The organism is Alishewanella jeotgali KCTC 22429, assembly GCF_000245735.1.
Lineage (GTDB): Bacteria > Pseudomonadota > Gammaproteobacteria > Enterobacterales > Alteromonadaceae > Alishewanella > Alishewanella jeotgali.
Window position 1 is genome coordinate 23761 of sequence record NZ_AHTH01000051.1, and the last position, 20287, is coordinate 44047.

The following is a 20287-nucleotide window of genomic DNA, read 5'->3' on the forward strand; positions in this document are numbered from 1 at the left end:
GTGTAAGGACTAAAGTCGCGGAAATCATTAGGGTCAGCGGGGGCGCGCCCCGCATTAATAAGACCGGATATAGTGCCGCAGCCCATCCAAACTCAGCACACGTTAAAAACCCTTGCAAAGGAGGCGTTCATATAGTGCTGTGGATAAGTTGCGTGGAAGATACTGATCTGGATCATGGCTAAGTACCGGTTCTGATTCGCATTCGCCGCCTGTTGTGCTACTATGCGCGCAATTTTTTGCAGAGTCGATAGTTAAGGCCAGTGGATCTTACTCAGTCAACTTTAAATCACACCCCAGCCGCGCTGCTCAGTGCCAGCGGGCTTAGCTGTGTCAAGCAGGACAGGGTGCTATTCGAGCAATTATCGCTCAGTGTCAGCGCCGGGCAGCTATTACAAATCAAAGGCAAAAATGGCGCCGGCAAAAGCAGCTTATTACGTATTCTGGCCGGCTTGGCCAGACCAGAAGAAGGCGAGCTGTATTATCAGGGGCGTCCGCTATCTGACGTCAGTGCCGATTACGCGGCTAACCTGTGCTTTATTGGTCATCACAGTGGTATTCACGAGCAACTAACTGCACTGGAAAATTTACGCTTCTGGCGTGCGGCAACTGATCTGAAGCCGGCCGATGATCTGGCGTTGCTGGCCAGTTTAGGGCTGGCAGGCTTAGAGGATATTCCGTGCCGGATGTTATCGGCCGGACAGCAGCGCCGGGTATCACTTGCCCGGCTTTGGGCCAGCCGGGCACAGCTGTGGATCCTGGATGAGCCTTTCACCGCGCTGGATCAAACGGCCATCGGCACCTTGCAACAGCACTTTATCGCCCATTTAGAGCAGGGCGGCGCCATTATTCTGACCACCCATCAGCCGCTTAGCCTGCAGTATGCCGGGCTCTTTGCCCTGGAGATCCACTACCGATGGTAAGCTACGGCGTCTTTTTACAACGCGAACTGCGGCTACTGGCCCGGCAAAAGTCTGATTGGCTCAATCCGGTACTGTTTTTTATCATAGTGTTGACCCTGTTCCCGATAGGTGTTGGCCCGGAGCCCAATATGCTGCGTATAATGGCACCGGGGATAGTCTGGATCGCGGCACTGCTTAGTGTGTTACTCGCTGCCGAGCGGCTGTTTAAGGATGACTACCGTAACGGGGTGATAGAGCAACTGGTAGCAGCCCGGCACGCATTACAGCCCTTTGTACTGGCGAAAATCAGTGCTAACTGGCTAAGCACCGGCTTGCCGCTGGTACTGTTGTCACCGCTGGTGGCGCTGTTGTTTAATCTGGAGCTGCCGGCATTGCAGGCGATGGCGTTAACTCTGCTGCTTGGCACCCCGGTGCTGAGTTTATTGAGCGTGTTAGGCGCGGCCATTACGGTTTCTGCCGATAAGGGTGGGATTTTACTGGCACTGCTGATTCTGCCGCTGTATATTCCGCTGCTAATTTTTGCCAGTGCGGCGATTGAAGCTGCCAGCATGGGATTAGCATATCAGGGACAGTTGGCAATTTTAATGGCAATCGTATTGTTTGCGCTGGCACTGGTGCCGATGGCAGTGTGCAGTGCGCTTAAGATAAATGTGAGCTGATATGTTTAAGTGGTTACATCCGCTGGCCAAGCCAGAAACCCTTTATCATTTTTGCGGTAAACTTTCGCCCTGGTTAATGGCTGCCGCACTCTTTACGCTGCTGCTTGGTAATATCTGGGGCCTTGGCTTTACGCCAACCGATTACCAGCAAGGTGACAGCTACCGTATTATCCATATCCATGTGCCGTCGGCCATTATGTCGATGGGTGCCTATATGGCCATGGCGATCGCTGCTTTTACTGCTCTGGTTTGGCAAATTAAAACCGCACAATGGGCGGTGCTGGCAATTGCACCTATCGGCGCGGTATACACCGCCATTGCTCTGCTGACCGGTATGGCCTGGGGTGAACCGATGTGGGGCGCCTGGTGGGTATGGGATGCACGCTTAACATCACAGCTCATCCTGTTATTTTTATATTTTGGAGTAATGGCATTACATGGTGCCTTCTCTGACCGGCAAACCGGGGCTAAGGTAGCCAGTTTACTGGCTGTAATTGGTACCATTAATCTGCCCATTATTCACTTTTCAGTTGAATGGTGGAATACGTTGCATCAGGGTGCAACCATTACCAAATTTGCCAAGCCGTCGATTGATCCCAGTATGTTATGGCCATTATTAATGAGTTTACTGGCCTTTAAGCTAGTGATGTTATGGTTAACCTGTGTAAGGTTGCGTACTGCCATTCTGGAAAACGAGCAGCACAGGCCCTGGGTAAAACAACTGGTGGGTAAAGTATGATGCACAGTCTTGTTGAATTCGCACTGGTTTTTAGTGCCGCTGCAGAGCTCCCGCAGAAACTTTTTGGTCTTTTTCCGTTCTATTTCGCCAGCTTTAGCGATTTTCTACAAATGGCGAGCAATGGTGTCAGTTATGCCTTTTATGTTTGGCTGGCCTATGCCTTAACCTATCTTTTGCTAATTGGGTTAATCATCTGGAGTTATTTTAATCATCGGCAATTTAAACAGCAGCTCGAAGCAAAATTGGCACGCGAGCAACGTGTTAAGCAGTATCAGGAGCAACAGACCTAATGCAATCAAGACGTCAGAAACGCCTGTTTTCCATCATCCTGGTGATTGGCCTGATGGCCGGTGCCGTTGGTGCCATGCTATATGCGCTGAGTCAGAATATTAATTTGTTCTATACCCCGGGCCAGTTGGTTAGTGGCACAGGCCCAAATAAAGTGAAGCCCGAGGTAGGGCAAAGGTTGCGTCTGGGTGGCATGGTAGTGCCGGGCACGGTACAGCGTGATGAAACCAGTTTGCGGGTACGTTTTGATTTAACCGATGATAGCGGTGAAATCGCGACCATTGAGTATGACGGTATTCTGCCGGATCTGTTTCGCGAAGGGCAGGGCATAGTCGCGCAGGGCATCTTAAAAGCCCCAACGCTACTGGTCGCCTCAGAAGTATTAGCTAAGCATGACGAAGAATATATGCCGCCGGAAGTGGCCGAAGCGGTAAAAGGCATCCGCCATGTGCCACCCAGCCAGTGGCAGCAGAATCCACCGCAAAACCCGCAGCAAAATAATAGTAGCAGTACTGGCAACTACGGAGGCTAGGCGATGATCCCTGAATTAGGTCAGCTTACGCTGACATTCGCCTTTGCGCTGTCGGTACTGCTGGGTGTTATTCCACTGATTGGCAGCTATACCGCCAATGAGCGGGCACTGCTGGTGGCTAAACCTTTATCGGTAGGCTTGTTTGTATTTACGCTGTTGGCCTTTCTGGCGTTAAGTTGGGCCTTCTACCACGATGATTTTACCGTCATTAATGTCGCTTCCAACTCCAGCTCAATTTTGCCCTGGTATTTTAAGCTAACGGCAACCTGGGGTTCGCACGAAGGCTCGATGCTGCTATGGGTGATGATCCTGGCCGCCTGGACCGCCTTGGTGGCGCAGTATTCCAAAGGTCTGCCATTGCTGATGCAGGGACGGATCCTCGGCATTATGGGGCTTATTAACGTTGGTTTTATTGCCTTCTCGTTGTTTATGTCCAACCCCTTTGAGCGCAGCCTGCCGTTTTATCCGGTAGAAGGCAGCGATCTTAACCCCTTGCTGCAAGACTACGGCATGATTATCCATCCGCCGTTGCTGTATATGGGCTATGTTGGATTTGCGGTGTCCTTTGCTTTTGCCATTGCGGCGCTGCTCGGTGGCAAGTTCGATAGTACCTGGGCACGCTGGGCAAGGCCCTGGACCCTGGCGGCCTGGTTGTTTTTAACCCTGGGCATTATGCTGGGTAGCTGGTGGGCTTATAAAGAGCTGGGTTGGGGCGGTTGGTGGTTCTGGGATCCGGTTGAAAATGCCTCCTTTATGCCCTGGCTCGTCGGTACTGCCCTCATTCACAGTCTGGCGGTGACCGAAAAGCGCGGCACCTTTAAATCCTGGACCGTACTTTTAGCACTGGGTGCCTTTTCGCTAAGCTTAATGGGCGCTTTTTTAGTGCGTTCCGGCGTCTTGGTGTCGGTGCATTCCTTTGCTGCCGATCCGGAACGCGGCGTGTTTTTACTGATTTTCCTGCTATTGGTGATTGGCGGCTCGCTGCTGCTGTACGCCAGCCGAATGCATTCAGTGCGCAGCCAGGCCCGTTATGAGCTGTTCTCGCGCGAAGTGATGCTGTGGGGGAATAACGTCTTTCTGCTCACCGCTACCCTGGTGGTGTTGCTGGGTACCCTGTTTCCGCTGGTACATAAAGAACTGGGTCTGGGCTCAATTTCGATTGGTGAGCCGTTCTTTAACCAAATGTTCTACTATCTGAATATTCCTTTCGCACTGTTACTGGGCTTAGGTCCCTGGGTGCGCTGGAAGCAACAAAAAGCGGCGCCGCTGTTAAAGCCGTTATCGCTGGTGGCTATTTTTGCGCTGATACTGGCGCTGGGTACTATGGCCGCCACCCAAAGCATCGCCGCTAATCTGGCGCTGCTTGGTTTGTTGCTCGGTGCCTGGGTTGGTGTATCGGCCTTGTTTGAAATTTATCAGCGTTTACAACAGTTTGGCTCAGTGACTGCTGGTGTAGCCAAATTGCAGGCATCGCATTACGGCATGACAGTCGCGCATATTGGTTTTGCGGTAATGATCGTCGGTATCGCCATGACGCTGACTTACAGTGAAGAGCGCGATGTGCGGATGGCAATTGGCGATCGGGTAGTACTGGCCGGCTATGAGTTTGAATTACAGGATGTGTATAAACTAAATGGCCCTAACTACGGCGGCGAAGCGGCCGAGCTCGATGTTCGCACCGTTGATGGGCGCTATGTTACCCACTTACATGCCGAGAAGCGCGAGTACAACATTCAGCGCATGGTGATGACCGAAGCGGCTATTCATGCCCGCTTGAGCCGCGATCTTTATGTGTCGTTGGGCGAAGCGCTACCGGGAAATGCCTGGGCGATTCGGGTTTACGTAAAACCCTTTGTGCGCTGGATCTGGCTTGGCGGCCTGTTAATGGCTATCGGTGCCCTGATTTCGTTATTGGATAAACGCTACCGCCGTACCGGCACCCAAGCGGGAGCCCAACATGCGTAAAGTCCTGTTTTATATTCCGTTACTGGCGTTTCTGGGTTTGTCGTTGTTTTTGCTCAGCGGCTTATTTTCTGATCCGCGCGAGCGTGACTCTGCCATTATTGGCAAGCCGCTGCCGCAATTTGCACTGCCGGACTTGATGAGCCCAGAGCAAATCTGGACGCCAGAGAACCTGAAAGGCGAGGCTTACCTGCTGAATGTTTGGGGGATCTGGTGCCCAACCTGTAATGCTGAGCTGGGTTATATGAGCCAGCTGCGCAACGAGCAGGGGGTGCGGATTATTGGCTTGTACTATGTATTGCCGGAAGATCCGATGTTCGGTGAAGTGTTCGACTTAGCCAAACTGCAAGCCGATGTGCAAAGCCGCTTGCAGGCCTTTGGTGACCCCTATCAGTTCAATATTCTGGATCGCCAGCGTCGCTTGTCGCTGGATTTGGGCGTCAGCGGTGCGCCAGAGCATTTTATTGTCGATGCCGACGGTATAGTGCGGGCGCATCATATCGGTGATATCAACCCGCAGGTGTGGCGCAGTAAGCTGGCACCAATTTATCAGCAATGGGCGGCCAAACCATGATAAGACTCGTAATGGTGTTATGCCTGCTGGCCGCAGCACAGCTGCACGCCAGCACCAGTCAGGAGCTGTTGCAGTTTGAGTCTGAGCAGCAACGGCGTCTTTATGCGCAGTTAACGGCCGAGCTACGTTGCCCGCAATGTCAGAATCAGAATATCGCCGACTCCAATGCCGTGGTCGCGGTCGATATGCGCGAAAAAACCCATGAACTGGTGATACAGGGCTATAGCCGGCAGCAGGTGCTGGATTTTATGATCGACCGCTATGGCAACTTTGTGCATTATCAGCCGCCGGTCAATTCGATCACTATTTGGTTGTGGCTATTACCCGTACTGGTGCTGGTTAGCTTGTTGCTGTTTCAACTGCGCCGCCGTGCGCTACAACGCAATATGCAGGGCGCTGAACAGCCCAGCGAGGAGGCAGCGCCAGCAAGCCAGCAACAGGCCGCGCTGGATCAGCAATTGGACCAAATTATTGAACGCTACCGGAGTACCAAACCATGATGTGGCAGCTATTCGCCGGCGCACTCGCCATGTTGGCGTTAAGTGCCATTTTTATTTGCTGGCCCCGCCGTGCCAGCGCCCAGAATAATCAGACTCCGGCGCAGTTATTCGAAGAACGCCTGCAATTATTGGCCTTGGCCCGGGATGCCGGTGAGCTGGCAGAGCAGGATTTCAGCACCGCTGCAGCCGAATTAAAACAGCAGTTTTTGGAGCAGGAACAGCAGGCGATACGCTATCAGCAGCCACGGCATAAGGCCATATTTCATCTGACGCTGGTGCTGTTAACGGCTTTAATTGTCGGGCTGACTTATAGTCAGAATGGTCACTACCGCCAGCTAAGCGACTGGGAATATGCACAGCAAAATTTACCGGCCTTTGGTCAGCGCGCGCTGCTGGGGGAGGGCGAACCTATGGGCGAGCGTGATATGCAGTTATTCTCGCTGGCGCTGCGCACCAAGCTGGCAAAAGAGGGGGATGATGCCATTGCCTGGATGTTGCTGGGCCGGGTGTGGATGACACTTGGTATGCTGGAGGAAGCGGTAGAGTCGTTTGAGCGCTCGTTAAAGCTGATGCCGGAGCGTACGCCGGTGTTGATTAGTTACAGTCAGGCCCTGATTATGCTGGGTGGCGATTTGAATCTGGCCAAAGCCGGCCAGAGTGTCGCCAAGGTATTAATGCGCGAGCCGGAAAACATCGATGCGATTTCGCTGATGGCGTTAATCGCCTATGAGCGCGGTGACAACGAACAAGCGACCGCAGCCTGGCAGTTGTTGGCGGACAGGTTAGAGCAGGATGATCCGCGGTTAGTGGTGGTGCAGGAACGTTTGAACGAATTAAAAGCTGCGGCGTCTGAGACATTGGTCAGCAGCTCCGCTGCACAGACCGCTGGCCGTTCAGTAAGCTTGACGTTACAAGTCAGTAATGAGCTCGCCAGCGCGCATCCGGACGCCGTACTGTTGGTCTTTGTCAGAGCCGCAGGCGGACCGGCCGTGCCTTTGGCCGCGAAGCGTTTACCGATGCAGGCGGGAGTGCTGAATGTTACCCTGACGGTCGACGATGCGATGCAGCCGGGTTGGGATCTGAATCAGGCTGAACTTATTGAAGTGGTAGCGCGTATGGCAGTGTCAGGTTCAGTGGAGCGCACTGCTCAGGATGTTGAAGTGGTATCAGCGCCGCTGGAGTTTACAGCAACTGATCTTCGTTTAGCCTTAACTCTGGAAGAGTAATATGTTATCTCCGATAAAAAGTGTCGCGCTGTTGCTAACGGCGGTATTGCTAACTGGCTGTGCCAGCTCAAAACAAGCAGAGCAGCAAGCGGCGACAGCGGGAACAGCCGCGCAACAAGCGCCGAGGACTGTCGTATATGACGATCCGCGTGATCCCTGGGAGCGGGTGAACCGGCCATTATTTGACTTTAACCTCGATGTGCTGGACGAGTATCTGCTGCGCCCGGCAACGGTCGGTTATATGACGATAGTGCCCAAGCCTGCGCGCAAAGGCCTGAAGAATGTGGTCGATAACCTGGGTGAGCCAGCGAGTTTTCTAAACAGTGTGTTACAAGCCAAGCCGGAAAAGGCCGCCGTAAGTGCAGGTCGTTTTCTGGTAAACAGCACCGTTGGCATCGTCGGCTTATTTGATGTTGCCAGAAAAATCGGCCTGGAACCGGCTGATGAAGACTTTAACCAGACTCTGGCCGTCTGGGGCGTTGGTGATGGCCCTTATTTAATGGTGCCGGCGCGCGGCCCAACAACAATCCGCGGTACCGCGGGCGGTATTGTCGATAACCTGTATTTCCCGCTGGGCTTGTTAAATACGCCACTAACCCTGACCCGCGCGGCGATTATGGCGCTGGATGCCCGCGAAGAGCTGATGCAGGTGGAAGACATGCTGAACAACTCGCTTGATCCTTACTCGTTTGTGAAGGAAGCCTACTTCCAGCGCCAACGCTTTAAGATCTACGACGGCAACCCACCGCCACCGGAAGAAACCCTGGATGACGACACCCTCGATTTCCTCGACGAAATCGAATAACTTATCCACAGCACTTCCTGCTTATAAATGGCACCGGTCTGACCAGTTTATCCATAGCACTCCTTTTTTCTCGGAAAATCAGGGTCTGACCAGCTGGCAAACCTAACCAGGTTAAGAAACAGAGGGACAAAATGATTAAAGTACTAAGCGTGTTCGGTACCCGGCCAGAAGCCATCAAGATGGCGCCGCTGGTTAATCAGTTAAAGCAGGATGCTGCCTTTGATAGCCGGGTCTGCGTCACCGGTCAGCACCGGGAAATGTTGGATCAGGTATTAAAACTCTTTGAGATCAAGCCTGAATACGATCTCGCTATCATGAAGCCTGGTCAGGACCTGTATGATGTTACGACCAGTATTCTGTTAAATATCAAACCGGTACTGCGTGAGTTCCAGCCGGATATCGTCTTGGTACACGGTGATACCAGTACGACCTTTGCCGCTGCGCTGGCCTGTTATTATGAAAAGATTGCCGTGGGCCATGTTGAGGCTGGCTTACGTACCGGCAATATCTATAGTCCCTGGCCGGAAGAGGCAAACCGCAAATTGACTGGTGCCTTAACCCGGCTGCATTTTGCGCCAACCCAAACTTCCGCGGATAACTTGCTGGCCGAGCGGGTTGCACCTGAGCATATCGTGATCACCGGGAATACCGTTATCGATGCTTTGCTGCAAGTGGTGGCAAAGATTGAAGGCAATGCGGAATTAAATCAGCAATTTGCTGCGCAGTTTCCCTTTGTCCAGCCTGAGCGGCGGATGATTCTGGTTACGGGCCATCGGCGCGAAAGTTTCGGTGGTGGCTTTGAGCAGATCTGTGCTGCCCTGGCTGACATCGCGAAAAGCTTCCCGGACTGCGACATCGTGTACCCGGTGCATTTGAATCCCAATGTTAAGGAGCCGGTCTATCGGCTGCTGAGCGGCGTGTCGAATGTGCATCTGATCCCACCACAGGATTATCTGCCATTCGTTTATCTGATGAACCGCAGCTATCTGGTATTAACCGACTCGGGTGGTATTCAGGAAGAGGCACCGTCTTTAGGTAAGCCAGTACTGGTAATGCGCGATACTACAGAGCGGCCGGAAGCCGTTGCCGCCGGCACGGTTAAACTGGTCGGTACCGACAAAGCAAAAATTGTCAGCGAAGTGACGAGATTACTCACGGATAGTAGCTACTACGAGAGTATGAGCTTTGCCCATAACCCCTATGGTGATGGCAACGCCTGTAGCCGTATTTTAGCCAGCCTGAAAACGCTCCGCTAACCCTCCTTCATACCTACAGCACTCCCTTTTTTTGGGAAAATTGTTATCTACAGCACTCCGGTACCGGTAAGACCTCAGAGGTCAGGCCGGTACCGGAGAATAATATGAACGCCTCCACTAAAGCGTCAGGGGCGGTAATCTGAAAGGATGGATACCCCTGGTCACGGCATCGGAGTGCTGTGGATAAGTTACAGACATCTGGATGGAAATAAGTTATTCCAAAACACGATAATTGCCGCGCTAGCGTTCTGGTAAGCTGCCGCCATCACTTATCCTGATGTTGGAGTTGTTATGGCCACACCTAGCTTGAGCCATCTAAAAGCCCTCGAGAACGAGTCTATTCAAATTTTCCGTGAAGTGGTTGCCGAGTTCGAGAATCCGGTGATGCTGTACTCGGTAGGGAAAGACTCCTCTGTACTACTGCATTTGGCGCGCAAAGCCTTTTACCCCGGTAAAATTCCGTTCCCGCTGTTGCATGTCGATACCACCTGGAAATTCAAAGAGATGATTGCGTTTCGCGACCAGATGGCGAAACAACATGGTTTTGAGCTGCTGGTGCACATCAATCCGGATGGCCTGGCACTGAATGTCGGACCTTTTAGCCATGGCAGTGCCAAGCATACCGATATTATGAAAACCCAGAGCCTGAAACAGGCTCTGGATAAGTATAAGTTCGATGCTGCCTTTGGTGGGGCACGGCGTGATGAAGAAAAATCCCGCGCCAAAGAGCGGGTGTACTCATTCCGTGATCGCAACCATCGCTGGGACCCGAAAAATCAGCGCCCGGAGCTGTGGAACATCTACAATGGCCGGGTCGATAAAGGCGAAAGTATCCGCGTGTTCCCGCTCTCCAACTGGACCGAGCTGGATATTTGGCAATACATCTATCTGGAAAATATCGAAATTCCTAAGTTGTATTTTGCCAAGGAGCGGCCGGTGGTAGAGCGCGACGGCACCCTGATTATGGTGGATGACGAGCGCATGCCGCTTAAAGATGGCGAAGTGCCGCAGCTTAAACAAGTACGTTTCAGAACCCTCGGCTGTTATCCGCTGACGGGCGCAGTAGAGTCCGCTGCCGCAACGCTGCCGGAGATTATCCAGGAAATGCTGCTGACCAAAACCTCCGAACGGCAGGGGCGGGTGATCGATCACGATAGCAGTGGCTCGATGGAAAAGAAAAAATTGAAGGTTACTTTTAAGGTCAGAGGTTATCGTTATGAGTCATGCATCACCATTAATTGAACAAGATATTCTGGCCTACCTAAAACAACACGAAAACAAGCAGTTACTGCGGTTTATTACCTGTGGCAGTGTTGATGATGGTAAAAGTACCCTGATCGGCCGGCTGTTACACGACAGCAAAATGATCTTTGAAGATCAGCTGGCGGCTATTACCGAAGACAGTAAAAAAGTCGGCACTCAGGGCAATAAGGTTGACCTGGCACTTTTGGTCGACGGTCTGCAATCTGAGCGCGAGCAGGGCATTACCATCGATGTAGCGTATCGTTATTTCTCGACCGATAAGCGCAAATTTATTATTGCAGATACGCCAGGCCACGAGCAGTATACCCGTAATATGGCAACCGGCGCCTCGACCTGTGATCTGGCGATCATCCTGATTGATGCGCGTAAAGGCGTACAAACCCAAACCCGGCGACATAGCTTTATTTGCTCATTGCTGGGCATCAAGCATGTGATCGTAGCCATTAACAAAATGGATCTGGTGGACTATTCGCAAAGTCGCTACAAGGAAATTCAGGATGATTATTTGCAACTGGCTGGGGCGTTAGATATTCCGGATATCCGCTTTGTGCCGATCTCGGCGCTGGAAGGCGATAATGTGGTGAACACCAGTGAAAAGCTAAGCTGGTTCCGTGGTTCAACCTTAATGCAATATCTGGAAAACATCGACATCAGTCCGGTCGCCAATGAGGATTTCCGCTTCCCGGTGCAACTGGTAAGCCGGCCAAACTCCGAGTTTCGTGGCTTTCAGGGTACCATTACCTCAGGCAGTATCGCAGTAGGTGACGCGGTGCGGGTGCTGCCATCAGGTACAGTCTCTACCGTCAAAGAGATCGTGACTTTCGATGGTAACCTGGTTTCAGCTCACTCTGGCCAGGCTGTCACGCTGACCCTGAATGATGAAGTGGATATTAGCCGCGGCAATATGTTGGTGAAAAAAGATGCCTTGCCGCACGTGTCATCACGCCTGCGCGCCAAACTGATTTGGATGCATGAAAATGCGATGAAGCCAGAGCGGCAGTACTACATTAAATTCGCCTGCAAGACCACATCCGGTGAAGTTGAGAAGTTGCATTACCGTATAGATGTGAACACCCTGGCTGAAAAAACGGCAGAAGTCTTGGCAATGAATGAAATTGGCCTGGTCGATCTGAAGCTGGCCGAGCCAATGCCATTTGATGCCTATAGCAAAAACAAGCAAACCGGCGCCTTTGTTATCATCGACAGGCTGAGCAACCTGACAGTAGGCGCGGGGATGATCGAAGCCGCGCTGGTGAATCAGCAGCCGACGCAAGCTCCTATCGAAGGACTGTCTGCCTTTGAATATGAGTTAATCCAGTTACTGCGTAAACACTTCCCGCAACTGCAGAATCGATAAGTATTTTCCGTATCGAAAAGGGGTGGCGGCGCCGGCTTAGTTTTCAGCTGGCGCCGTATTCTTGAGGATTAGGCACTATTCTTGATAACCAGCTGCAATCAAAGCTTATGGATAGGCGGTAATGCAATTGAAAATTTGCTTAATTCCCGCGATCATTTAAAGTAAAAGCATACCTAAAGGACTTCAAGGATTGAGTATGCTGTTACCGGTAATTATCGCTGGCGGCACTGGAAGTCGGCTGTGGCCGCTGTCCCGTGAACTTATGCCAAAACAATTCCTAAAATTGTACACTGACAGCACTATGTTGCAGGCCACAGTGCAGCGATTGCAGGGAGTTAATGCTAAAACACCGCTGGTGATTTGTAACGAAGAGCATCGCTTTATTGCTGCTGAGCAACTTCGACAAATTAATAAGTTAGATCATAACATTATTCTGGAACCCGAGGGACGCAATACTGCGCCTGCCATTGCGCTGGCAGCCCTAACTGCGCTTAATCAGGGACAAGATCCCATACTGCTGGTGCTGGCTGCAGATCATGTTATTCAAAACAATCTGGCTTTTCATCAAGCAATTACCATTGCGACAGAGTTAGCGACGGCTGGGCAGTTGGTTACCTTTGGCATAGTGCCCACCGCGCCGGAAACGGGTTATGGCTATATTCAGCGAGGAGCAGTTTGCCAAAACACGGAGCAAGCCTTTTACGTATCAAAATTTGTCGAAAAACCGAACAAAGACCTGGCGTTACAGTATCTCAGCAGTGGCCAATATTATTGGAACAGTGGCATGTTTATGTTTAAAGCCAGTATATTTTTGGCGGAGTTGAGAAAATTTCGGCCCGATATTTTGGCATGCTGTGAGAAAGCGATAGCAAATACTGAATCCGATCTAGACTTTATCCGGGTGAACAGTGGTGCTTTTGCTGCTTGCCCTGCAGAGTCCATTGATTATGCTGTAATGGAAAAAACAAATTTGGCTGTGGTAGTGCCGATGGCTGCAGGTTGGAGTGATGTCGGTTCCTGGTCATCATTATGGGAAATCAGTGACAAAGATGCCGCCGGCAATGTTCACCTTGGACAGGTATTCCAACATAGCTCCAGCGAAAATTACGTATTTGCCGAGACAGGGATAGTGGCTACCGTAGGTTTGCAAAACGCTATTGTGATTCAGACCAAGGACGCGGTTTTGGTTGCAGCTAAAGACCAAGTGCAGGATGTAAAAAATATCGTGCAGCAATTAAAAAATGCGGGGCGTAGCGAACATTTTATCCATCGCGAAGTTTATCGTCCTTGGGGTAAATATGACAGTATTGATCACGGTAATCGTTACCAGGTTAAGCATATCAGTGTGAAGCCCGGTGAGAAATTATCAATACAGATGCATCATCACCGCGCTGAACACTGGATAGTAGTGCATGGCACCGCAAAGGTAACCATTAATGAACAGGAACAGCTCCTGACTGAGAATCAGTCAGTATATATTCCTATCGGTGCTGTCCATTCACTGGAGAACCCTGGCAAAATCCCGCTAGAGCTGATAGAGGTTCAGTCCGGAGCTTACCTTGGTGAGGATGACATAGTACGCTTTTCTGATCGCTATGGTCGTCATTAATGACCCCTTTTATTGATAAGCCGTTTATCAGCTCGCGGATATTGCCGACAAGGGAGCAATAATGACCAGACTCATTAGCGAGATTATTGCTAATAGCGGCATTGCCTTTGGTACCAGTGGTGCCAGAGGATTGGTGCAAAACTTTACTCCAGATGTATGCACTGCCTTTACGCAAAGTTTTTTAAAGACCTTGAGCTGTCGATATCCGTTTCACGCTGTGGCACTTGCAATTGATAACAGGCCAAGTAGCCCTGCGATAGCGCAGTATTGTGCTGGCACGATCCAGGCGCTGGGATTGGCGGTTCGTTACTATGGCGTGCTGCCGACCCCAGCTCTTGCTTTACAGGCGATGGCGGATGGAATGCCTGCAATAATGATCACCGGTAGCCACATTCCTTTTGATCGTAACGGCATAAAGTTTTATCGGCCTGATGGTGAAATTAGTAAAGTTGACGAGCAACAGATCCTGAGTTGTCACGAGCTTCTTATTCAAGCGAAAGCCATCCCCTTATCTGCTGAACAGTTGGCAGCTGATAACTACTTACAACGGTATCGGGCTATTTGCGCGCCAGATTGTTTTCATGGTAAGCATTTTGGCATATATGAGCATTCCTGCGCGGGAAGAGAGTTGTACTATCAAATTCTGACTGAGTTAGGTGCCAAAGTTACCCGGCTGGAACGAAGTAGTGAGTTCGTTCCGATAGATACCGAAGCGGTATCGGTTACCGATCAACACAAAGCCAGGCAATGGTCTGCGACTTATCATTTTGATGCGATTTTTTCGACTGATGGCGATGGCGATCGGCCATTGATCGCTGACAATCAGGGGAATTGGTTACGGGGAGATACGGTGGGTTTACTCACTGCTCAAGCCCTGGGAATTAGCGCTATTGCGGTGCCGGTTAATGCTAACAGCGCTATTGATCTTTGTGGTAGCTTTATAGAAGTTAAACGCACTCGTATCGGTTCCCCCTATGTAATTGAAGCGATGCAATATTTGTTGGAGCGTTATTCTTCTGTGGCGGGTTTCGAAGCTAATGGCGGTTTTTTGCTTGCTTCAGACGTACAATTAGAGGGCGCAACATTAACTGCACTGCCGACTCGCGATGCGTTATTGCCTTTTATTATGATCATGTTGCGAGCGGGCGTGCAGCCGCTGTCTGACTTGGTTGCGGCCTTACCACAGCGCTTTACAGCGAGCGAACGTATTCAGCGGGTAACTGCTGAACAAAGCCAGCGTTTCTTAGCCCAAGCGGCAGAACAACCGAATCATATTTTGCAGCAACTCGGCATTAATAGTCGCTGTACTGAAGATGTTGATCGTACTGACGGTGTACGTATACGGCTACAAAATGGCAATATTTTGCATTTCAGAGCTTCAGGTAATGCACCAGAATTGAGAATTTACAGTGAAGCGGCTACTGCAGAAGACGCCTGTAATCTGGCGCACCAAGGCAGTTTGCTTAAATTGGTTTAAGTCGGATCCTAACTCCGGACATCAGCGGTTTGTGAATCCGGCTCCAGGTGTACAGTTAGCTGGATACCTATCAAAGCAAGTTGTTGCTCAGCTTGGTCTGCCAATTGATGGGCCTGAGCAATAGTCCAATCCCCTGGAACCCTCAAATCCACCAGTGCAAAAGCCTGGGTGGCAGCAGCACGAGTACGTATATTGGCGAATTGTACTTGCTGTGGCGCAATATTATCTAGAATCTGGATTAATGCCATTAACTGCTCCGCTGGTAAAGCCGGATCCATCAAACCGTTTATGGCATTACGTAAGATCCGGCTACCTTCTAGTAATATATGTAGCGCTACCAGAATTGCGACTAAGGGATCTAGCCAGTTTTGTTCAAAAATCACGGCCAGAGCCACGCCCAGTACTACGCCTGCCGTGGTCCAGACATCTGTTAGCAGATGTTTGCCATCGCCCTCCAGCGCCGGTGAATGCCAGTCTTTGCCACCGCGTAGCAATAACATTGCCACGGCCAGATTAATCAGGCTGGCCAGTGCGGTGAGCAGGGTACCAATGCCTAACGCTTGAATGGATTGAGGGTTTAGCAGCCGCTCGCCAGCGCTAAACAAAATGGCCAGTGCGGCCAGAAAAATCATGCCGCCTTCAAAAGCGGCAGAGAAATACTCAGCTTTACTATGCCCAAAGGGGTGGCCATCATCCGCTGGCCGACGGGCGATCGTCACCATCCATAACGCAAAACCGGCACCCGCAACATTGACCAGTGATTCCAGAGCATCCGATAAAAAGCCAACAGAGTCGGTCAGGTACCAGGCCAGGCTCTTAAGCGCCATAGTTAAGAACCCCGCCAGCAAGGAGACAAGTAACAACTGGCGAGGGCGCAAGTTAAGCATCAATAACCTTTTGGAAGCAGCTCTAGTTAAAGGGAGTTGTAACAGCTGTCGGGCTTTTCAGCAAGTGCATACGACGACGGTAATACAGCAGCGGCATCCCAAGCAGCAGTAGCAGGCTGTTCAAGCTGCCACCTTTATACTGGCTGCTGCGTACCACTTTAATGTCATCAGGTTTGGCTTTTAAACGCTCACTGAATTGCCTTAACTCCTGCTCCAGATTGCTAATCATTTGCGTACTGGCCTCAGTAAAGCCCTGCTGACTATCCTGGCGTAATTCTTCTGCCAGATTAACCGGTGTCGAGCGCCCCTTAACGTTACTGATGCCGGGCGCCCGAAACAGTAATTTACGGCTGCGGATATCATAGACGGCAGTATCCATTAAGGTGCTGGTATCATTTTTTTGACCGGCAACCAGGTAAGCGCCAATTAGGGTCCAATAACTTAAGGCGGCTTTGCGCTCGTCACTAAACTGAATTTGATCAAAGGACACCAGCGCAATCACATCAATGCCAAACATAGATTGCAATTGCTGTAGGTTTGCAAAACTGCCCTGAGGTCTTAGATAGGCGCTGGGAATAACCTGAATATCACCAATATAGTCTTTATCCCTGAAATGATTGGCAATTTGCTCCATGATTTTTAGTTTTGCCGGCTCAGTCAGCTGGGGTCCAGTCGCGGAGCTTCCCCAGTTGTTATGTCCTTGCCGCTGGCCAGGCTCAGCCGGAACAAAGGCAACCCCAACCCGTAGTGGTAAATTTAAGGTAGGGATAGAGGGTTCTATCTGAACCTGCTCTGTATTGGGATACAGATAATCGACGATGCTGCTGCGGCTACCATATTGCTGACTGGCGCAGCCACTGAGTGATAACACTAACAACAGCAGCAGGTTACAGCGGACGCTTTTTAAAAACATATCAGGTTTCCTTCAGGACTAAGGGGGTGATATCTACCTTAGTCAAGCCCAATAATTATTGCTACTTTATTATTAAAAGTGGTTTGTGTTAGGCTTCATGGTATTAAAAATTAATACTTTAAGCAGTATGCAGCAGAGTGTGTTGTTAGTAAAAGCGTTAAAGCAGGCCCTGCGTCGACAGGGGATGACTTACGCTCAGGTTGCCCAAGCGCTCAAACTGAGTGAGGCGACTGTGAAGCGGATGTTTGCGCGACAACAATTTACCCTGCAACGGTTAGAACAAATCAGCCAATTACTGGGCCTGGAGTTTGTTGACTTGCTGCAATTACTTAGCGAGCAGCAGCAACTGACAACGGCACTCACTGAGCAACAGGAGTTAGAGCTGACTGAAGATCTCTGTCTATTATTGATTGCATTTCTGGTTTTGCATTACTGGACGCTGGAGCAAATTCTGGAGTGGTATCAGCTGACCAAGACAGAATGCATTCAAAAGTTGATTAAACTGGAGCGAATGCAACTTATTAGCTTATTGCCGGAAAATCGTATCAAACTCAAAATATCACCTCATTTTCAGTGGCGCGAAAATGGACCGATGCAGCGGTTTTTTCAACAGCAGTTGGCAACCGAGTTTTTAGCAAACCCAACGCAACCGCAGCCGGAAATGCTGGTACTGAATGGCATGTTGTCGTTAAAAAGCCGGCAACAGTTTCAAGCCAGATTACAACGATTGAAGCGTGATTTTTATGAATTTACAGAGCAAGATAAATATTTACCCTTCGAACAACGCTCCGGTGTATCTACTATAATCCTGATGCGGGACTGGCGCTTTGGTTTGTTTAAGCGTTTCTTAAAGGCAGATAAACTGCGTTGACAGAACTTTAGCCGGATTTTACAGTATCACCGTCAGGACACGCATCGTACTGGCGGCAGACTTAATGTATAATACGCGCCCTTGTAACACTCAGGTGCTTGTTTTATGTCCACTGCTACTGCTCCCTTATCCCGTAAATCTGCTCCGGTAGCGCGGATGGCGCCTGAACGCGACCTGTTTTCTTATCCCAAATACTGGGCTGAATGCTTTGGTCCGGCACCTTTTTTACCGATGTCACGCGCCGAGATGGATAAGCTTGGCTGGGACAGCTGTGATGTGATCCTAGTGGTGGGCGATGCCTATGTCGATCACCCGAGCTTTGGTATGGCGGTGGTCGGCCGCATGCTGGAAGCCCAGGGCTACCGCGTCGGCCTGATTTGCCAGCCTGATTGGCACAGTAAAGACGACTTTATGCGCCTGGGGAAGCCGAACCTGTTTTTTGGCGTTTCTGCCGGGAATATGGACTCGATGATTAACCGTTATACCGCTGATAAAAAACTGCGGCATGACGATGCTTACACACCGGGTGATATTGGCGGCAAGCGGCCGGATCGGGCGGTGACGGTGTATACCCAGCGTTGTAAAGAAGCCTACAAAGAGGTGCCGGTGATTATCGGCGGTATTGAGGCCAGTTTACGCCGCATTGCGCACTATGATTACTGGTCAGAAAAAGTACGCCGTTCAGTGATTTTTGATGCCAAGGCCGATATTTTAATCTACGGCAACGCCGAACGACCGCTGGTAGAAGTAGCACATCGTATTGCGTCGGGCATACCTGTTAGCGAAATTCAGGATGTACGTGGCACAGCGGTTATTCGCAAAGAGCCGTTACCGGGCTGGCGCGGCGTCGATTCCACCGCTATTGATAAAGTCGGTAAAATTGACCCTATCCCGAATCCTTATGGCGCCGATGATGTTGGCTGCAGCAGCTATTCCGAATTTGCTAAAGCCGGTATTGATTTAACCAAGCCCGCTGAGGTTGAAGCTAAGCCAATTATGGTGCAGGCGCCGCGGCAAAAGCCGTGGGAGCAAACGTACGTTAAGTTACCCGCCTTTGAGCAGGTCAGTGTGAATAAGCCGCTGTATGCGCATGCATCACGGATTTTACATCAGGAAACCAACCCTGGCTGTGCCCGTGCCATTATGCAGCGCCATGGCGATCGGCATATCTGGGTTAATCCACCAGCCTTTCCGCTCAGTACTGCGGAAATGGATCTGGTATTTGGTTTGCCGTATCAGCGGGTACCACATCCGGTGTATGGCAAGGCGAAAATTCCCGCCTATGAGATGATTAAAACCTCGGTCAATATTATGCGTGGCTGTTTTGGCGGCTGCTCGTTCTGTTCGATTACCGAGCATGAGGGACGGATTATCCAAAGTCGCTCGAAAGAGTCGATTATGCAGGAGATCAAGGATATTCGCGACAAAGTCCCTGGTTTTACCGGGGTGATCTCCGATCTGGGTGGCCCGACCGCCAATATGTATCGGTTAAACTGTAAAAACCCGAAAGCCGAGCAAACCTGTCGTCGCCCCAGCTGCGTCTATCCGACGATTTGCGAGCATATGGATACCGATCAGAGCCCTACGGTTGAACTGTACCGTGAAGCCCGGAATTTACCGGGCATTAAAAAGGTTTTGGTCGCCTCGGGTGTGCGTTACGATTTGGCGGTAGAAGATCCAAATTATGTCAAAGAGTTAGTGCAGCACCATGTCGGGGGTTATTTAAAAATTGCCCCTGAGCATACTGAAGAGGGGCCTTTGTCGAAAATGATGAAACCGGGCATGGGCGCCTACGACAAATTTAAAGAAATGTTCGACCGCTTTAGTAAAGAAGCCGGTAAAGAGCAGTATCTGATCCCGTATTTTATTGCCTCGCACCCGGGAACGACCGATCTGGATATGATTAATCTGGCGCTGTGGTTAAAGGCACGCGATTTTAGGTTGGATCAGGTACAGAATTTCTACCCGAGCCCAATGGCCAATGCCACCACCATTTATCATACCGAAATGAATTCGCTGAAAAATATCAATAAAGCGAATACCGAAGTGGTGCCGGTGCCCAAGGGCGAGCGGCAGCGCCGGCTACATAAAGCGATCCTGCGTTATCATGATCCCAAAGGTTGGCCGATCATTCGTGAAGCGCTGATCCGCTTGAAAATGCAGCACCTGATTGGCCGGGGTAAAGACTGTCTGGTGCCGCCGGAGAGTAAAGACGAGCAGCAGCAAAGACCACAGCGCGGTGGTAAGCCGGCATTAACGCGGCACACTGGCTTAAATCCGGCTGCGCAGGCCACAGCAAGGTCAAAGCACAGCACAGCGAACGGCAAAGCAAACGGTAAAGCCAAAGCAGAACAGGCTGCATCTAAGCCGGCCAGCCAGGCACCGTTAAAAGGTAAACCGGCAGTCAAAGGTAAACCGGCAGCAAAAACCGGCCGTGCCGGCAGCTGAG

General features: G+C 50.8%; 19 protein-coding genes. 17 read left to right on the forward strand and 2 right to left on the reverse strand.

The window, feature by feature from the left end; translation table 11 throughout:
• Nucleotides 1-260 precede the first annotated feature (260 nt).
• The 15 genes from ccmA to AJE_RS16335 all read left to right on the forward strand — a co-directional run bounded on the left by ccmA (nt 261) and on the right by AJE_RS16335 (nt 15167).
• Nucleotides 261-920, forward strand: coding sequence for a cytochrome c biogenesis heme-transporting ATPase CcmA (ccmA, locus tag AJE_RS16265; RefSeq protein ID WP_008607974.1), 660 nt, complete (start codon nt 261-263; stop codon nt 918-920).
• On the forward strand, nt 914-1579 hold the full coding sequence (ccmB, locus tag AJE_RS16270) for a heme exporter protein CcmB (protein WP_008951762.1): 666 nt from the start codon (nt 914-916) through the stop codon (nt 1577-1579). Before ccmA ends, ccmB begins: the two co-directional genes overlap by 7 nt.
• A 1-nt stretch (nt 1580) precedes the next feature.
• Nucleotides 1581-2318, forward strand: coding sequence for a heme ABC transporter permease (locus AJE_RS16275; protein ID WP_008607977.1), 738 nt, complete (start codon nt 1581-1583; stop codon nt 2316-2318).
• Nucleotides 2315-2608: a heme exporter protein CcmD gene (gene ccmD / locus AJE_RS16280; protein WP_008951763.1), complete on the forward strand. Its 294-nt coding sequence runs from the start codon at nt 2315-2317 to the stop codon at nt 2606-2608. The genes AJE_RS16275 and ccmD overlap by 4 nt, the downstream gene beginning before the upstream one ends.
• Nucleotides 2608-3138, forward strand: a complete 531-nt coding sequence (ccmE, locus tag AJE_RS16285) for a cytochrome c maturation protein CcmE (RefSeq protein ID WP_008607980.1) — start codon at nt 2608-2610, stop codon at nt 3136-3138. The genes ccmD and ccmE overlap by 1 nt, the downstream gene beginning before the upstream one ends.
• A 3-nt stretch (nt 3139-3141) precedes the next feature.
• Nucleotides 3142-5103 carry a heme lyase CcmF/NrfE family subunit gene (locus AJE_RS16290; protein WP_008951764.1) on the forward strand — a complete coding sequence of 654 codons (1962 nt, stop codon included), beginning with the start codon at nt 3142-3144 and terminating at the stop codon, nt 5101-5103.
• Nucleotides 5096-5674: a redoxin family protein gene (locus tag AJE_RS16295; RefSeq protein WP_008951765.1), complete on the forward strand. Its 579-nt coding sequence runs from the start codon at nt 5096-5098 to the stop codon at nt 5672-5674. Before AJE_RS16290 ends, AJE_RS16295 begins: the two co-directional genes overlap by 8 nt.
• A gap of 11 nt (nt 5675-5685) precedes the next feature.
• Nucleotides 5686-6174: a cytochrome c-type biogenesis protein gene (locus AJE_RS16300; protein WP_008951766.1), complete on the forward strand. Its 489-nt coding sequence runs from the start codon at nt 5686-5688 to the stop codon at nt 6172-6174.
• Nucleotides 6171-7400, forward strand: coding sequence for a c-type cytochrome biogenesis protein CcmI (gene ccmI / locus AJE_RS16305; RefSeq protein WP_008951767.1), 1230 nt, complete (start codon nt 6171-6173; stop codon nt 7398-7400). Before AJE_RS16300 ends, ccmI begins: the two co-directional genes overlap by 4 nt.
• 1 nt (nt 7401) lies before the next feature.
• Nucleotides 7402-8205 carry an MlaA family lipoprotein gene (locus AJE_RS16310; RefSeq protein WP_008951768.1) on the forward strand — a complete coding sequence of 268 codons (804 nt, stop codon included), beginning with the start codon at nt 7402-7404 and terminating at the stop codon, nt 8203-8205.
• Between the two features lie 131 nt (nt 8206-8336).
• Nucleotides 8337-9461: a non-hydrolyzing UDP-N-acetylglucosamine 2-epimerase gene (wecB, locus tag AJE_RS16315; RefSeq protein ID WP_008951769.1), complete on the forward strand. Its 1125-nt coding sequence runs from the start codon at nt 8337-8339 to the stop codon at nt 9459-9461.
• A gap of 291 nt (nt 9462-9752) precedes the next feature.
• Nucleotides 9753-10703: a sulfate adenylyltransferase subunit CysD gene (cysD, locus tag AJE_RS16320; RefSeq protein WP_008951770.1), complete on the forward strand. Its 951-nt coding sequence runs from the start codon at nt 9753-9755 to the stop codon at nt 10701-10703.
• Nucleotides 10678-12081 (forward strand): sulfate adenylyltransferase subunit CysN, encoded by a 1404-nt coding sequence (gene cysN, locus AJE_RS16325; protein ID WP_008951771.1) that lies wholly within the window; start codon nt 10678-10680, stop codon nt 12079-12081. The genes cysD and cysN overlap by 26 nt, the downstream gene beginning before the upstream one ends.
• 196 nt (nt 12082-12277) lie before the next feature.
• Nucleotides 12278-13690: a mannose-1-phosphate guanylyltransferase/mannose-6-phosphate isomerase gene (locus tag AJE_RS16330; RefSeq protein WP_008951772.1), complete on the forward strand. Its 1413-nt coding sequence runs from the start codon at nt 12278-12280 to the stop codon at nt 13688-13690.
• A gap of 61 nt (nt 13691-13751) precedes the next feature.
• The gene (locus AJE_RS16335; protein ID WP_008951773.1) at nt 13752-15167 is read left to right on the forward strand and encodes a phosphomannomutase; all 1416 of its coding nucleotides are present in this window, start codon (nt 13752-13754) and stop codon (nt 15165-15167) included.
• A gap of 8 nt (nt 15168-15175) precedes the next feature.
• Here the strand turns inward: AJE_RS16335 and AJE_RS16340 are convergent, their stop codons facing one another.
• Together AJE_RS16340 and rhlP are read right to left on the reverse strand one after the other, a co-directional pair.
• Nucleotides 15176-16054 (reverse strand): cation diffusion facilitator family transporter, encoded by an 879-nt coding sequence (locus AJE_RS16340; protein WP_008951774.1) that lies wholly within the window; start codon nt 16052-16054, stop codon nt 15176-15178.
• 22 nt (nt 16055-16076) lie between these two features.
• The gene (gene rhlP, locus AJE_RS16345) at nt 16077-16967 is read right to left on the reverse strand and encodes a rhombotarget lipoprotein (protein WP_008951775.1); all 891 of its coding nucleotides are present in this window, start codon (nt 16965-16967) and stop codon (nt 16077-16079) included.
• Nucleotides 16968-17106: 139 nt separating this feature from the next.
• Between rhlP and AJE_RS16350 the strand changes: the two genes are divergently transcribed.
• On the forward strand, nt 17107-17838 hold the full coding sequence (locus AJE_RS16350) for a helix-turn-helix domain-containing protein (protein ID WP_157999939.1): 732 nt from the start codon (nt 17107-17109) through the stop codon (nt 17836-17838).
• Between the two features lie 156 nt (nt 17839-17994).
• A complete protein-coding gene (locus AJE_RS16355; protein WP_008951777.1) occupies nt 17995-20286 on the forward strand; it encodes a YgiQ family radical SAM protein in 2292 nt (763 codons plus the stop codon).
• Nucleotide 20287: the final 1 nt, after the last annotated feature.

Coding starts and splice junctions, on each gene's coding strand:
- AJE_RS16300 (WP_008951766.1), top strand. CDS start 5,686: ATGGTGTTATGCCTGCTGGCCGCAGCACAGCTGCACGCCAGCACCAGT.
- AJE_RS16335 (WP_008951773.1), top strand. CDS start 13,752: ATGACCAGACTCATTAGCGAGATTATTGCTAATAGCGGCATTGCCTTT.
- AJE_RS16330 (WP_008951772.1), top strand. CDS start 12,278: ATGCTGTTACCGGTAATTATCGCTGGCGGCACTGGAAGTCGGCTGTGG.
- ccmB (WP_008951762.1), top strand. CDS start 914: ATGGTAAGCTACGGCGTCTTTTTACAACGCGAACTGCGGCTACTGGCC.
- ccmD (WP_008951763.1), top strand. CDS start 2,315: ATGATGCACAGTCTTGTTGAATTCGCACTGGTTTTTAGTGCCGCTGCA.
- wecB (WP_008951769.1), top strand. CDS start 8,337: ATGATTAAAGTACTAAGCGTGTTCGGTACCCGGCCAGAAGCCATCAAG.
- AJE_RS16295 (WP_008951765.1), top strand. CDS start 5,096: ATGCGTAAAGTCCTGTTTTATATTCCGTTACTGGCGTTTCTGGGTTTG.
- ccmE (WP_008607980.1), top strand. CDS start 2,608: ATGCAATCAAGACGTCAGAAACGCCTGTTTTCCATCATCCTGGTGATT.
- AJE_RS16340 (WP_008951774.1), bottom strand. CDS start 16,054: ATGCTTAACTTGCGCCCTCGCCAGTTGTTACTTGTCTCCTTGCTGGCG.
- AJE_RS16290 (WP_008951764.1), top strand. CDS start 3,142: ATGATCCCTGAATTAGGTCAGCTTACGCTGACATTCGCCTTTGCGCTG.
- AJE_RS16355 (WP_008951777.1), top strand. CDS start 17,995: ATGGCGCCTGAACGCGACCTGTTTTCTTATCCCAAATACTGGGCTGAA.
- rhlP (WP_008951775.1), bottom strand. CDS start 16,967: ATGTTTTTAAAAAGCGTCCGCTGTAACCTGCTGCTGTTGTTAGTGTTA.
- AJE_RS16275 (WP_008607977.1), top strand. CDS start 1,581: ATGTTTAAGTGGTTACATCCGCTGGCCAAGCCAGAAACCCTTTATCAT.
- AJE_RS16310 (WP_008951768.1), top strand. CDS start 7,402: ATGTTATCTCCGATAAAAAGTGTCGCGCTGTTGCTAACGGCGGTATTG.
- cysD (WP_008951770.1), top strand. CDS start 9,753: ATGGCCACACCTAGCTTGAGCCATCTAAAAGCCCTCGAGAACGAGTCT.
- cysN (WP_008951771.1), top strand. CDS start 10,678: ATGAGTCATGCATCACCATTAATTGAACAAGATATTCTGGCCTACCTA.
- ccmI (WP_008951767.1), top strand. CDS start 6,171: ATGATGTGGCAGCTATTCGCCGGCGCACTCGCCATGTTGGCGTTAAGT.